Origin of the sequence: Haloarcula sp. NS06, assembly GCF_051122755.1 — an archaeon.
In the GTDB taxonomy this organism is placed as follows: domain Archaea; phylum Halobacteriota; class Halobacteria; order Halobacteriales; family Haloarculaceae; genus Haloarcula.
Genome location: NZ_CP184842.1, coordinates 24,853 through 37,210, shown reverse-complemented (window position 1 = coordinate 37,210; position 12,358 = coordinate 24,853). Strand labels below are relative to the sequence as shown.

The following is a 12,358-nucleotide window of genomic DNA, read 5'->3' as shown; positions in this document are numbered from 1 at the left end:
TCAGAGCACTCAACTCCTGCCCATCCGGAACGAGATAATCGAGCGAACAGGAGGCGAATTCGGGTGCTCCTACAGAGCTATCGGGCGAGCGAAGTCTTCGAGATAATCAACAAGCCGATTGACCAACTCTATATTTTGGACCTGATCAGAGCGGGCCATATGCATTGAGAAGGGCGTCCTCACCTACTGCATCTCCCGGGGCGCTGAGACGACAGTTAGCGCGTCAATCGAGGATCGAATCGAACAGGCGATGATGGTCGTCAAGCCACTCGATCTCGTGGTGGGTCACATCATACTGAATGTCGTATTCAAGCGGGAGTGGATCCGAACGGTGGCCCGTGAACGTGAGGTTGATCTCGATACAGGGCCCGTGCTCGGAGACGCACTCGAAGCCATCGTCAACGGGGTATACAACGCTAAACCAGCGAATCTGGAACCCAAAGTGGTCACACACATCTCTGACGACTGCAGCATCGCAATAGGGCGTGTGGACCCACAGTTCCCCGCCAGCGTACGCCTGATCTTTGACGCACCAGACTGCATCAAGGGAGCGGAGAAACTCCGCAGCGCGATTGTAGTGCGCTTCAGTCAGGCGGTCCCACCAGTGGTACTCCTCGACGTCGTCAACGAGGAGCTGGAGGCAATCTCCACACACATCATACGCCCGTTCACCAAGGGAGATTTCGTGGAGTTTGTCGGATTGGGTGGTGTCACACGCATCGCACGGCGGGGAAGCACCACTACCCTGGCATCCAGTGGATGATCGCTGTTCGGTGTGGTTGGAACACCCGCTGTTTGCACTCCCTGGCTTCTGAGATTCGTTTGAGTCGGCATTCTCGGTCATTGGTATCTAACCGAGAACCGTCAGTCACGCCGTGTGACTGGGCTCCCGGCTAGCACCGGACCGGCGATCGGCCACTCATCTATCGCCACAGAGAGCAGGTTGGTGTAAATAGTTTCTGTGGGTCCAACCGAGAACACCGGCCAGCGTCCGGCTATCGACGACAGCCGATGCTAGAGTAATGAACGTCGTGCGCAACCGCTTGCTGAAGTGTGACTGCCGTGCCTGTGGGTAACACACCCTGACTAATTTTAATACAATTGCCACGATATTCCAGGCTGACGCCCGATACACCCCTCAAATCGAGAGAGTTCAACACGATGATCATCACTCGCCTCACCCCGCGGCGTGCTCGTTCTCGCTTAGCCGCGGGTCCCGTGTTCGGCGAGTGCCTACAAGATCAGCGTGCGAAGAGCCCGGGCGCAAACCGCCGGATCCACGTCGACTTCGAATACGAGAGTTCGACGCAATCCGGCGACGGCCGGACACTCTCACCCGCATAACTCGGCCCCCATACGGACTACCCGTCACGGGTCGGGGAACACGGGATTGCCGCCTGCCTGTGCCCAGTACTCGCTCAGGACACAGCCTGATGCGAGTGCGGGATGCCAGGCTCGCGGCTGCTTGGTTTCCGTTCGTCCCGATACAGGAGCGAGCGGACTCCGTCCGCGCTGAGCGTACGGAACTCGTTAGCCAACAGCCCCACAGCGAGAGCTGCGGCTACGTCGAGCCCCGGAGTCTCCGCTGGCGAGGGACGCCGGACTTTGAATCCGGAGGTCGCCGGTTCGATTCCGGCCGGGGCGACATGCCGACGTGGTGTAATCCGGCGAGCATACGGTCCTGTCACGGCCGTGATCCGGGTTCAAATCCCGGCGTCGGCGTGGATGCGTGGCGTGGCCACGTGGGGATACCCATCGAGGTAGGCAGCCCGTTGGTGCGATCAGCTGGATCGTTCCGACGATGCTGGGCCCAGCAAGGTCTGCAACCTACATGAGCCGGTGTGGTATTCCCGGGAACACCCGAAGTACGCCCCCGCGATGAGACGCGCAACCACGACTACTCGGTCGCGGTTGCGCAGTTGGAAAGTCGTACAGATAGATAATCAACTGCCGAACGCTCGGCAGTCCAGTGAGCCGATGGTCCAGCGGACGACGATCCGTGCCTTGGGCGCACAGGACCGAGGTTCGAATCCTCGTCGGCTCACTGTGCCGCGACTGGGTAGTGGGGAACCCAGCGGCCTGCTACGCCGTGGCCGTCTGCTATCGGTCTCCCGGTTCGAATCCGGGTCGCGGCGTCATGACAACGAATGTCTGCCCCGCCTGCGAGGAGGAAGCGTTCCGTCACGTCCTGCTCGGTGAAACAACGTCTATCGACACGATTGGAAGCGTGGAAATCTGTGTCACCGAGGACGGCGCATACTTCCACGGAACGAGGTGACCGCCATCCATCCCTGCCGTGGCTGGGTGCTGATGAGCACATTCGCCTCGGTAGCGAGGGTCAGAAGCTGAGTAAGGCGCGTCTTCCGGTGTCCCGGTGAGAAACGCGAGGCGGGCTCATCGGAGCAAGTTCCGACGGAGATGGTGAGACATGCGGATAGGCGACCGCGCTCGGTTTGAAACCGAGAGCCGCGAGGCTTCGGAGTTCGACTCTCCATCTCACTGTTGGCGGGGTTTCCCTAGCTTGGTCAAGGGACTGCGTTGGAACCGCAGCGTCCGCAAGGACACGAGTGTTCAAATCGCTCTCCCGCCGCTGCGTACCGAAGTGATTCGCAGAGTCGCTGGCGATTCTCGAATTGCGCCGCCATGCCAGAGTGGTCGAACGGACACGGTCGAGACCCGTGTGGTTAGTCCTTCCCAGGTTCGAATCCTGGTGGCGGCATCCGGCCACCGTGCCGGGAGACAATTCTCGCTTCACCGTTCCGTCGCCGTACTCAAGTGGTCAACGAGAAGCGGCTCAGACCCGCTGGCGTAGGTCCTTCCGAGGTTCGAATCCTCGCGGCGACATTTTCTCCCTGTGGTCTAACGGCTACGATGCCTCCCTGTAGAGGAGGAGACGCACGTTCGAGTCGTGCCGGGGAGACTGCGGGACGGTGGAAGAGCCTGGCATTCACGCTCTCGCCGAGTTTTCACCGGAGAACCGGTGCGATGGTGAGAGTTCCTTCGTCTCACCTGTAATGAGAACACGCAGGTTCGAATCCTGCCCGTCCCACTGGCGATGACCCTTTCAAGGAGAGGCCAACCCGCTCCAGTGGAGTAGCGGCCAAACTCACGGCCCTCTCACGGCCGAGCCCCCGGTTCGAATCCGGGCTGGAGCATTCTCCAACAGTCCGAGACCTCTCACTTCCAGCCGACGGGACTGAGGGACAGACAGCTGTGGAGAACTGAGAGATGTCCATGAGTGAGTTCCGAATTGTGTGCTGCGGGATAGGATAATGGCAGTCCACGGGGTTCATATCCCCAAGGCCCAGGTTCGACTCCTGGTCCCGCAATGGAGGACAACAATGGGACTATTCGATACAGTCGAACTCTACGACGACGTCCACCTGCCAGAGTACCCCGACGGGATTACTCCTGCCGAGGACGTCGACTGGCAGACGAAAGGCATCGATCGACCGACCATGACCACATTTCGGATTACGGCGGACGGTCGGCTCCTCGAAGAGGAGTGGCACACCGAAGCGGTCCCGCCGGAAGACCGGCCATACGCGAGCCGTGACGACGTCGACGAGGATGATTTTCGCTACATGGCCGGCAGTCGGAACCGAGTCCACGACGGCTGGATCGAACGAGACGACTACCACGGCCGCTTCAAGCTTAAACACTCCTTCGAGGGTCTCGATACACTCGTCACGTATCAAGTAACGTTCACGCACGGCCAACTCGAGGGCTTCGAGCGCCTGCGATAATCCGTGGGTGTCCGCCGCACCTCAGCGCTTGATTTCTTCCCTACCGCGCTCCCGGAGTCTCCGTTGGCGAGAGACGCCACCCTTTCAAGGTGGAGGTCGGGGGTTCGATTCCCCTCGGGAGCACTCGGGGAGGCTGGCCCTGACAGCGTTTTTCCGTGGCTGACATAGCGGGCAGCCACGGATCCGTGACGCTGTCACGGTCGGCTTTCCCCAAGCGTGTGGTCGTCGAGGTGGTGCGTTTCTTCGCCCGCAAAGCACACCAACGGGAGTCATAGCCCGTCGCACCACCGGTTGCCCGACCGCACGTGGCGACCGTCGAGTCGGAGCGTTGCTTCGCCAGGTACTCGCAGGTTCAAATCCTGTCGGTGGCGCAGTCCATCGAGAACATCCCGGACAAAGAGCGTACGAGAGGACGCTCGACACCGGTTCCGCTCCGACAGTTTTCCGGTCGCCGTGTCGCCAGTGGCCGTCGATCTGGAGCGCTACGTCGATGGCACATTACGGGTTCGAATCCCGTCGTTCGCTCCAGAAATTGTCCGGCCACTCGTGTTCCCGTAGCTCAGTCAGGACAAAGCACCGGCCTTCGAAGCCGGGTGTCGCACGTTCGAATCGTGCCGGGAACGTCCAGCCGAGCGATGCGAGGCTGGTTCGGGGAGTTTCTCTCCCGAGACTCGTTGCTCACAGAGCGTGTGGGCAGCTGCGATCGGAGTCGCCTGTTGCGGCTCCGGGTGATAGGATGGAATTCAACACGCCAAAGCAAACGGTCGCGGAGGCAACGCGGACCACCAACTACGAAGGTGGGGAAGCGTTCGAGCCTGCCGACCCCCGACTCGCACTGTACAAGCGCACAATCAACCAACTGCTGGAGGGCTCGTTCTACGAGACCGATGACGAACAGCTCGCTGCTGTCGTTCGCCAGTTCGATGCCGCCGCAAACGACAACCCGGAGTTCGTCCTGAAGCTCGCGGCCTATGCGCGCCAGGAGCTCTACTTGCGGGACATCCCACAAGTGCTACTCGTACTGGCGGCCAACGACGACCGATTCAAGGACGACTCCCCCGAGTCGCTCATCCGCGAATGGGCGCCGGCGATCATCCAGCGGATGGACGAGACGGCCACCGCGCTCGCGGTCCACGATCAGCTGTTCGGCGGGACTGCGCCGTGGCCGCTTCGACGCGGGATCGAAGACGCGCTGGTGGAGATGGCCGACGCCTACACGCTGGGCAAGTACGACCTGTCGCGGCGCGAGGTGACGCTGCACGACGTCTTCAACCGCGTCCACCCCTCGCCCGTCGACGCCGAGCAGGAAGCGCTCTTCGAGCGGTTCATGCGTGGCGGCCTCGACGACTATCCCGACGTCGACCCGTTGCCGGCGCCGAATACGTGGGAGACGGTCATCTCCGAGCGCGGCAACACCCAAGCCGCCTGGGAACTGCTCATCGAGGATGACGAGTACACGCTGCCCATCTTCGCGTCGATCCGGAACCTCCGGAACATGCTCGAAGCCGGCGTTCCGGAGGACACCGTCGTGGATCACCTCGACCTGGAGGCCGTCCGACACGCGCCGCTGTACCCGTTCCGGTACTACCAGGCCTACACCGCGCTGCAAGACGCGGATGTCCAGGCACCGGCGGTCGAGCAGTGGCTCGAAGACGCAATTGATGTCGCGGTCGAGACGGTACCTGGCGGATTCGGCGATACCTTTGTCGCGGTCGACCTGTCGGGATCGATGGATCAGCGGCTGTCCGCGAACAGCACGCTCCGACTGAAGGAGATCGGTGCGTTGTTCGGTGCGATCCTGGCCGACCAGGGTGCTGACGTCGGCGGGTTCGGCGACGACTTCCAGACCGTTCCGATGCACGTCGACACGCCAGTCCTGCAGCGCCAAGCGGCGGTGTTGGCGATCGACGAGGACGTCGGGAACTCGACGAACGGCTGGAAGACAATCGATTACCTCCGCGAGCGAGGTGAGCCCGTCGAACGCATCGTCGTCTTCACCGATATGCAGATCTGGGACAACACGCCGTTCACGGCCCGCGATTCCCAGACGGTCAAGGACGCGTTCGATGCGTATCGGGACGAAGTGTCTACGGACACCGCGCTGTATCTCGTCGATCTCGCGGCCTACGGCGACCTGGTGACGCCAGAAGGCTACGAGAACGTCTACAACATCTCGGGATGGTCGGAGAACGTCCTCTCGTTCATCGAACACGCCGAGAAGCCGAAGCAGATCATCGATGAGATCGAGGCGTTCGAGCCGACCTAACCCTGTCCGTATTTTTTGTTTTGAGGATGCGCGAGTGGTGGAGTTCGGAAACACACGGTCGTGCCACGACCGAGACGGACGTTCGAATCGTCCCTCGCGCACTCGGAGTACAGCTCGTGGACCAATCAGCCCGTGAGGTGCTCCTCTACGGAGATGATCAGAATGGCTGTAACCAATACCAACGACTCAGCTTCGACGACAACTGCTGTCGTGACGATCCGCGTTCCCTGCGGCGCAGACGGTGATCTCGTCACCGATGCCGAGGAGCGCCTCTCACGGGTGGAAGACGTGAATGCGGTCACGATTGACGAGCTCCACAGTATCGATCCGAAGCTTTCGGCCACGATCATCACGGTCAAAATCACGCTTCACTGGACGGCGACGATGACGGATGAAGAGATCAGCGACCGACTTGCCGAGGTCTCCGGCCTGGAGTCAATCCAGTGGGCCAAATGAGTCCGTCGGCAGAGTCCCTTCTCAACTTCTAGCCTGTGTTTAGTAGGGAATGTGACAAGCTATAGGAATCCATATAGGTATACCTAAAGGCCAATTATGGCTCAATTTTGTAAACTGATATCCTGTATCACTTATAAGTGTACAGTGGATATTGTTTCACAGTGCTCTCGAAGGGCGAACTCACGATCGTCGACGCACTCATCACAGGCCGTGAAGCGACTCCTGAAGAGCTCGCAACAGACACAGGGTATACACGCGACCACATCTACCACCTCCTCGACGAGCTGATCGATACCGGGCTCCTTCGTTGAAACGCGCCGACATCACAACAAGCGAGTGGTCCAGATCACAGAGCACCCCGTTATCGAGCAATATCGGAAGCTTACAGCGGAGTTCAGTCACGTCGACTGGCCGGAGCTACTCACCCCTGCGACGATGCGCGTCTGTTGGTATCTCGATGAACCACGCCGTATCACATCAATTGCGGACCGGCTGGAGATCTCTCGACAAAGCGTCCACAAGGCGTTATCGCCGCTGAAGAACCGAGCGCTGTTGTCCCCAGCTGGCCCGGAATACGCACTCAGTGACAGCATTCAACCACTATTGGAATTCATCCAGGCAGTCGTGGTTCATGATCACCTGAATCGCGCTCGAGACCTCGCCCCAGCACCACGGTCGAATGGTGTGACCCTCACCGAGCGCTCATTCGTGTCCAGGAACGGCACGATACGGAATCGCTCTACGCGGCCGAAGAGTGGGAAGTAACAGGCCTGGCCCGGTTCGAGCAGTTCGGGTTACAGTTCTTCCTCGCTGGAGAGCCCGCGTTCTGGTATGCCCCAGAAGAGACGCTGACGCCGGCCGAAATCGTCTGCCATACCCTTGTCCTCGACATCGGATCGCGACGAGTGAGTTACTCCCTCCTACTGATCGAAGCAGAAGCAATCGCCCAACAGGAGCTGATGGACGTCGCAGCGTGGTACGGGTTAGCGGATACTATCTCAGAGATGTATCGGTACTTAGCTGGTGAAAACGAGCCACCAGCCGCAGATGGAATTTATTTGCCGAGTCGAACGGAGTACGAAGCACTCAAAGAGCAGTACGGAGTGGCCTAGGTAGTGACCTTAGCGGTAGATCCAGAGTTTGTCCTATAGGAGTAGCTATTGCTAAAACTATAGGGAACTCTCGAGCCCTTTGTCGCCTGTTTCCGGGCCGCTTCGCGAACCGCTTCGAACTCCTTGGGAGCAGCTTCCTGGAATCCAAGGCGGAGGGCAAGGCGGAGGATTTCACTCCGGTCAACGTCACCCTCCTCGATATACCAGCTGCCGCTGAAGCGCGTGGCCGACTTCCTCCAAGCGGTCAGGATTTTCCTCCAGCGCACGAATGAACGCCGCAAGAGGCCCGTCCCACACGCTGATGGTCTTCTGTTTGTCGCCGGCGTCGATGGCCTCCAACTCATCAAGGATGTCCTCGACGAGATCACGCTTTGCGTCTTCGGCAGCCGCCTCTTCGATTCGGTCACCGTGGGACGTCTGTTCGCGAAGGGCCGCAAGATCGTCGTCGTCCTCAGCCATGGTGTTCACCTCCGAGCCGTTCGACAAGCGTTTCAGCGGCAGCGAGATACGCCTCACGGGCCCGGCGTGCTGTCGTCGACGGCTCTTCGAGCGCAAACGCAGTCTGGCCGCGGTCCGCAGCGTTTCGAATGTCTTGTGAATACGGGACGTAGTCGGGCGCGATAGCGTCCGGATACTCCGACTCAAACGCGTCCAAGTACTCCTCGGCGAGATTTGTTCGGGTATCGACCTTGTTCGGAAGTACGAGCGCGAGCTCGATGTCGACGGCGAAATTGTCGGCGATCTTCCCGAGGTCGCGACGGAGGGCATCGGCCTGCTCGGCCTCGAACAGGCCCCATCTCGACGGGCGTGATGACGTGGCGGGCGGCCCACAGTCCGTTGTACGCGACGTTGTTCGTCATCCCCGGGAGGTCGACCAGGACGACGTCATAGCCGAGTGGGTCGACGTACTCGTCGAGGAACTGTTCGAGACGACTGTAGCGCTCACGCGCATCGTCGATGTTCCCGAGTTCAGCGTCAAGGGTGTCGAGTCCGGGATGTGCCGGGATCAGATCGGGTCCTTCGTCAGTGGAGACAACGAGATCAGCCAGAGTGTCGTCGCCGAGCTTCTCGGCGATCGTCCCCCACGCGTCGTCGAAGACCGTGCTGATGTTCGGCCATGCCTCGTCGGCCTCGATCCGCGCCTGGTAATCGCCCCAGACGCCGAAATGCTTCGCGAGATCGCCCTGCTTCCCGGCGAGGTCGATAAGCAGGACCTCGTGCCCGAGCTCCTCGAGGGCGACGCCGAGGTGGGCGACGGTCGTCGTCTTCCCGGTGCCGCCTTTGTCGAGGAACGCGGCGGCGCGTAGTGTCTCGCTCATCGTAGTACGCCTATAGTGTCTCCTATAGAGAAGCCTGTAGTCTTAAAACCACGTCAGACATCGGCCCTATTCAGACTATAGGATTACCTATAGACAATATAAAGCAGTTCTTGCGCAGCTCAGTGGAACGGTAGCGTCTCCTCACTCACCGGCTGCGTTCAGCGCACTGTTCAGCTCGAAAAGTTCCTGAACGGCATCGCTCTTGGCGACCTGATACCGGCAGGGTGACGAGTTCGCCACTTCCTCGACGATCTCGGTTTCTACCAGAAGGTCGATGTACTTACTCACTGTCTGCCGGGTAACGCCAGCATAATCCGCGAGCTCCGTCTTGGTGAACTCTCGGCCCGAGGGGAGCGTGAGAATGGCGTCGATGAGGATTGGGACACTCTCGTGCTGAAAGAGATACAAGACACCGCTCGGATTCTCCAGGCGGGCCTCCTTGGTGTCCTTCTCCGCTGCTGGATGTTTCTGAGATGACTCGCTCATACTGCTGGTTTACCGGTGATAACACATACCTGTTGTCCCGGACGTTAATGCGCATTAACACACTCTTGTGAGCGGGCCGTCAAGTAGTCCACCGAAACGGGAGCAACAACCACAGTGCGTGGCAAACACTCTTGAAGGACGGCTCGACGAACACCCCGCCTGGCCAGCCAATATCTTCAAATTAGAACTCGAGGGCAGCCGGAATGACGTGCCGTGTCGATTCCAGATTTGCGTCAGTCATTCTCGAGAATGGCAACAATATCGGAGAGATCGAAGAGACGGAGGTCATCACGCTCGTCTGCAGCTTCCTCAACGGAGCGTTTGAAACCAGAACGACTGAACAAGGCGAATTCATATGTCGGCTCATCACCTCCAGAGGGGGTCCAGTCGATGTGCTCCACGTCGTCTTCGAGATTCGAAAGCACGTCATAGCTGAGGGGGGTGCTGGTGAATTTCGCTTCGCCAGCGATGAGCGTTGACTCATCAGTTGGGGCGACGACATCCACCTCCCGGCCCTTGTACCACCACTGGCGTGGCACCTGTGTGAGCTGGTAGTCTGCATAGAGCGCCGGCACCGCTTGGTGACAGAGCGATTCGAACGTTTCGCTGACGAAGTCGGGCAATTCCGGTTCGATAAGATCCGCGTAGGCGTTCTCGCCGTAGAGTTCGTACTGCCCCCCGCGGCCGTAGAGATACCGGAAGTAAAACCGGAATACTGGATCCCGAATCTGGTATCGCGTCCGCTTGCTGCGTGCCGGGTCGGCGAGTGCTGGATGGTGTTTCTCGATGATCTGGAGCGTTTCCAGCCGATCAAAGTAGTACGACGTGTTGGTACTCTCGATGCCGGCTCCCTGGGCGATCTCGTTTCGACTGCGGTTCCCGCTGGCCATCGATTCCAGTACCGAAAAGTACGTGTTCACCTCGTTGAGTTCCATCTGGAGGACGGTTTCAGGCTCATCGTGGAGTGGGCCATCCGGGTCGCACAGCAGCCGCGTGATGTTCTCTCCGAGGTTCTCTGATGGATCGAGTGGGCTGAGATATCGGGGTGTACCGCCGAAGACGCCATAAACGAACACCCGTTCTTCGGGATCGTACGTCGGCACGAACTCTTGGATGGAGCGAAACGGCAGCTGGGCGAGTTCGAGACGGCCATTCGGTGTCTGAGATACCCGGCCGTAGAGTGGCGCACCGCCATCGAGGACGTGGGTATGAATCATACCGATCGCAGAGCCTGTGAGTACGAGCGTCGCCTGACTCTCGTCGACAGCGGTATCCCACAGGTGTTGAATCACCGATGGAAGCCCCTCATTCGATTCGATGAGGTACGGAAATTCGTCGATGACGATGATGGCGTCTCTGTCGGTGAGGTACGTTAAGAGCGGTTCCCATTCCTCTTTGACGGCCGTGATGTCTGGATAGGTCGTTGCTGCTGCCTCGACAAATCGCCTGAGCTGTGTCGTCGCCGTTCCCTGAACTGCCTGATAGTATACGGCATCGTCGCGGTCGGCAATCGATTGGCGGACGAGTTCGCTCTTGCCGATCTGCCGGCGCCCGTAGATAATGGCGAGTTCTGCAACGTCGCTCTCGTAGAGGGCCTGCAACCGATCGAGTTCATCGAGACGATTGACGAACTGGTCCATACTCCTCGTCGTGGCGGGGGATACATACGTGTTTCGAGGTTCAGAGGTAGAACTATAATAGTCTGGGCAATAATCTTCTGGGCTCTAAGTTAGAGCGAAGACAGTCGTCGATCATCCTCTTACAGACAGAGAATTATTATGCTAATTCCTCGTTCATTTACCTATGGACACCGGGGACGCGGATCCCTTCGCAGAGCAACAGCGGTTATTTGAGCTTCTCTCACAGGACACCCGACAGCTCATCGTCCAAGAACTCCTCGGCCACCCTGCCCACCTCATGTCCCTCGCGGAACTCGAGTACATGACGGGGAAGAACCGTGTGACAATCAGAAACCACCTCGACACGCTACGCGACGAAGACATCCTCGCACAGTACATATTCGAGCCGAACAAGGAAACTCGGGGACTTCCAGCGCAGTTCTATGGGTTCACGGAGCGTGGTGTCGAGATCCTTCACGACTACAAATACCTCCGAGGGGTTCCAGTTGCTCGAGCCCTCTATGAGAACACCCGGAAAACGGAGAAGATCCAGCGCCACGAAGCGGCGCCACGTCCGGACCTGCCGCCGGCTGTTGCGGCAGCACTCGAGATTGACGAGCCAGATCTCGACGACGTCGACGTCGGTACGGGTCGATAACTTGCCGACAAGATAACGCGCTATCCGAGGTAGAATCCCTAAATGGTGTCCTATAGGTTTCCTATAGAATTGTCTATAGGAGGGCCTATACAGGCGGATTAATTGGAGGAGACTTCCAAACGAGGAGAGTCGAGAGCGTTCGTTACCAGATTGTCGTCGTAGGACGAAACGAACAAGGAGAGCCCAGTAGCCAAGCTCAGCGTCTGACTCGTTTCTCAGCTTACTCGGTTGCGTGTCCCGGACGTGGCGCTTGTGCATACTTATCGATCTCGGGCGTAGTGTCCAGCCGCGTATACATATCCTGCAACGTCGCTTCGGCTCGCAAGAGGCCCGCCTCCGACAGCAACGCTCGTCCCTCCTCGGTCAGCCCGTAGAAGCGCCAGGGAAGATCACGCTGTCGACGGTCGTCGGGAAGCACCCGCTCTTCGACGATATCTTCCTCGATCAAGATCTCGAGATGCTCCCGGATCGTACTCTGGCTCTTGCTGGGGTTCACGTAGGTGAGTTCCTTGAGCGACGGTAACTGCTTCGGATGGGACAGGATATTCTGAATCAAAACGAAGCGGGTCTCCTGAGTGACGGTGTTGAGACGCTGGCGCTGAGTTTCAACGGTGCTGTTCTCAGATCGGAGATCGTCCGTGGCGTATCCGAGTTCGAGGGATCAGATGGCATAGTAGGCGTTCGGAATCATAGGCT

The 12,358-nt window shown here is 59.1% G+C and carries 10 protein-coding genes, 12 tRNA genes and 2 pseudogenes; 18 read left to right on the top strand and 6 right to left on the bottom strand.

The genetic code is table 11. The annotated features are described in order from the left end of the window. Positions 1 to 223: 223 nt before the first annotated feature. Positions 224 to 655, bottom strand: a complete 432-nt coding sequence (locus ACODNH_RS01135) for a hypothetical protein (RefSeq protein WP_434530134.1) — start codon at positions 653 to 655, stop codon at positions 224 to 226. A gap of 914 nt (positions 656 to 1,569) precedes the next feature. On the opposite strand from ACODNH_RS01135, the gene ACODNH_RS01130 reads away from it, so the two are divergent. The 17 genes and pseudogenes from ACODNH_RS01130 (at position 1,570) to ACODNH_RS01050 (ending at position 7,580) form a co-directional block, all read left to right on the top strand. Next, a tRNA-Gln gene (locus tag ACODNH_RS01130) sits at positions 1,570 to 1,645 on the top strand. A gap of 3 nt (positions 1,646 to 1,648) precedes the next feature. Continuing rightward, a tRNA-Asp gene (locus ACODNH_RS01125) sits at positions 1,649 to 1,722 on the top strand. 249 nt (positions 1,723 to 1,971) lie between these two features. Beyond that, positions 1,972 to 2,044 (top strand) — tRNA-Pro (locus ACODNH_RS01120). A gap of 4 nt (positions 2,045 to 2,048) precedes the next feature. Further along, positions 2,049 to 2,135, top strand: a tRNA-Ser gene (locus ACODNH_RS01115). A 2-nt stretch (positions 2,136 to 2,137) separates the two neighbouring features. Continuing rightward, positions 2,138 to 2,278: a hypothetical protein gene (locus ACODNH_RS01110; RefSeq protein WP_434530133.1), complete on the top strand. Its 141-nt coding sequence runs from the start codon at positions 2,138 to 2,140 to the stop codon at positions 2,276 to 2,278. 226 nt (positions 2,279 to 2,504) lie between these two features. Next, a tRNA-Ser gene (locus ACODNH_RS01105) sits at positions 2,505 to 2,590 on the top strand. 47 nt (positions 2,591 to 2,637) lie between these two features. Beyond that, positions 2,638 to 2,719, top strand: a tRNA-Leu gene (locus tag ACODNH_RS01100). A 42-nt stretch (positions 2,720 to 2,761) separates the two neighbouring features. Continuing rightward, positions 2,762 to 2,844: transfer RNA gene (locus tag ACODNH_RS01095), tRNA-Leu, on the top strand. An 80-nt stretch (positions 2,845 to 2,924) separates the two neighbouring features. Next, positions 2,925 to 3,049: transfer RNA gene (locus ACODNH_RS01090), tRNA-Thr, on the top strand. Between the two features lie 33 nt (positions 3,050 to 3,082). Then, positions 3,083 to 3,155 (top strand) — tRNA-Glu (locus ACODNH_RS01085). Positions 3,156 to 3,258: 103 nt separating this feature from the next. Then, positions 3,259 to 3,329, top strand: a tRNA-Met gene (locus tag ACODNH_RS01080). A gap of 12 nt (positions 3,330 to 3,341) precedes the next feature. Then, entirely contained in the window at positions 3,342 to 3,746 is a 405-nt protein-coding gene (locus tag ACODNH_RS01075; RefSeq protein ID WP_434530132.1) for a hypothetical protein, read from the top strand. Between the two features lie 47 nt (positions 3,747 to 3,793). Next, a tRNA-Glu gene (locus ACODNH_RS01070) sits at positions 3,794 to 3,869 on the top strand. A gap of 425 nt (positions 3,870 to 4,294) precedes the next feature. Then, a tRNA-Arg gene (locus tag ACODNH_RS01065) sits at positions 4,295 to 4,369 on the top strand. Positions 4,370 to 4,482: 113 nt separating this feature from the next. Then, on the top strand, positions 4,483 to 6,012 hold the full coding sequence (locus tag ACODNH_RS01060) for a TROVE domain-containing protein (RefSeq protein WP_434530131.1): 1,530 nt from the start codon (positions 4,483 to 4,485) through the stop codon (positions 6,010 to 6,012). A 162-nt stretch (positions 6,013 to 6,174) separates the two neighbouring features. Next, positions 6,175 to 6,468 carry a hypothetical protein gene (locus ACODNH_RS01055; RefSeq protein ID WP_434530130.1) on the top strand — a complete coding sequence of 98 codons (294 nt, stop codon included), beginning with the start codon at positions 6,175 to 6,177 and terminating at the stop codon, positions 6,466 to 6,468. 161 nt (positions 6,469 to 6,629) lie between these two features. Next, positions 6,630 to 7,580: pseudogene (locus ACODNH_RS01050) on the top strand (MarR family transcriptional regulator). A gap of 186 nt (positions 7,581 to 7,766) precedes the next feature. Here ACODNH_RS01050 and ACODNH_RS01045 read toward each other — a convergent pair. The 4 genes and pseudogenes from ACODNH_RS01045 to ACODNH_RS01030 all read right to left on the bottom strand — a co-directional run bounded on the left by ACODNH_RS01045 (position 7,767) and on the right by ACODNH_RS01030 (position 11,025). Then, complete coding sequence (locus ACODNH_RS01045; RefSeq protein ID WP_434530129.1) at positions 7,767 to 8,039, bottom strand: hypothetical protein; 273 nt, start codon at positions 8,037 to 8,039, stop codon at positions 7,767 to 7,769. Further along, positions 8,032 to 8,899, bottom strand: a pseudogene (locus ACODNH_RS01040) (ParA family protein). Before ACODNH_RS01040 ends, ACODNH_RS01045 begins: the two are co-directional and overlap by 8 nt. A 141-nt stretch (positions 8,900 to 9,040) precedes the next feature. Then, a complete protein-coding gene (locus ACODNH_RS01035; RefSeq protein ID WP_434530128.1) occupies positions 9,041 to 9,385 on the bottom strand; it encodes a helix-turn-helix domain-containing protein in 345 nt (114 codons plus the stop codon). A gap of 233 nt (positions 9,386 to 9,618) precedes the next feature. Then, complete coding sequence (locus ACODNH_RS01030; RefSeq protein ID WP_434530127.1) at positions 9,619 to 11,025, bottom strand: ATP-binding protein; 1,407 nt, start codon at positions 11,023 to 11,025, stop codon at positions 9,619 to 9,621. Between the two features lie 163 nt (positions 11,026 to 11,188). Between ACODNH_RS01030 and ACODNH_RS01025 the strand changes: the two genes are divergently transcribed. Beyond that, entirely contained in the window at positions 11,189 to 11,662 is a 474-nt protein-coding gene (locus tag ACODNH_RS01025; protein WP_434530126.1) for an ArsR family transcriptional regulator, read from the top strand. 220 nt (positions 11,663 to 11,882) lie between these two features. Here the strand turns inward: ACODNH_RS01025 and ACODNH_RS01020 are convergent, their stop codons facing one another. Next, positions 11,883 to 12,218: a transcriptional regulator gene (locus ACODNH_RS01020; protein ID WP_434530125.1), complete on the bottom strand. Its 336-nt coding sequence runs from the start codon at positions 12,216 to 12,218 to the stop codon at positions 11,883 to 11,885. Positions 12,219 to 12,358 lie beyond the last annotated feature (140 nt).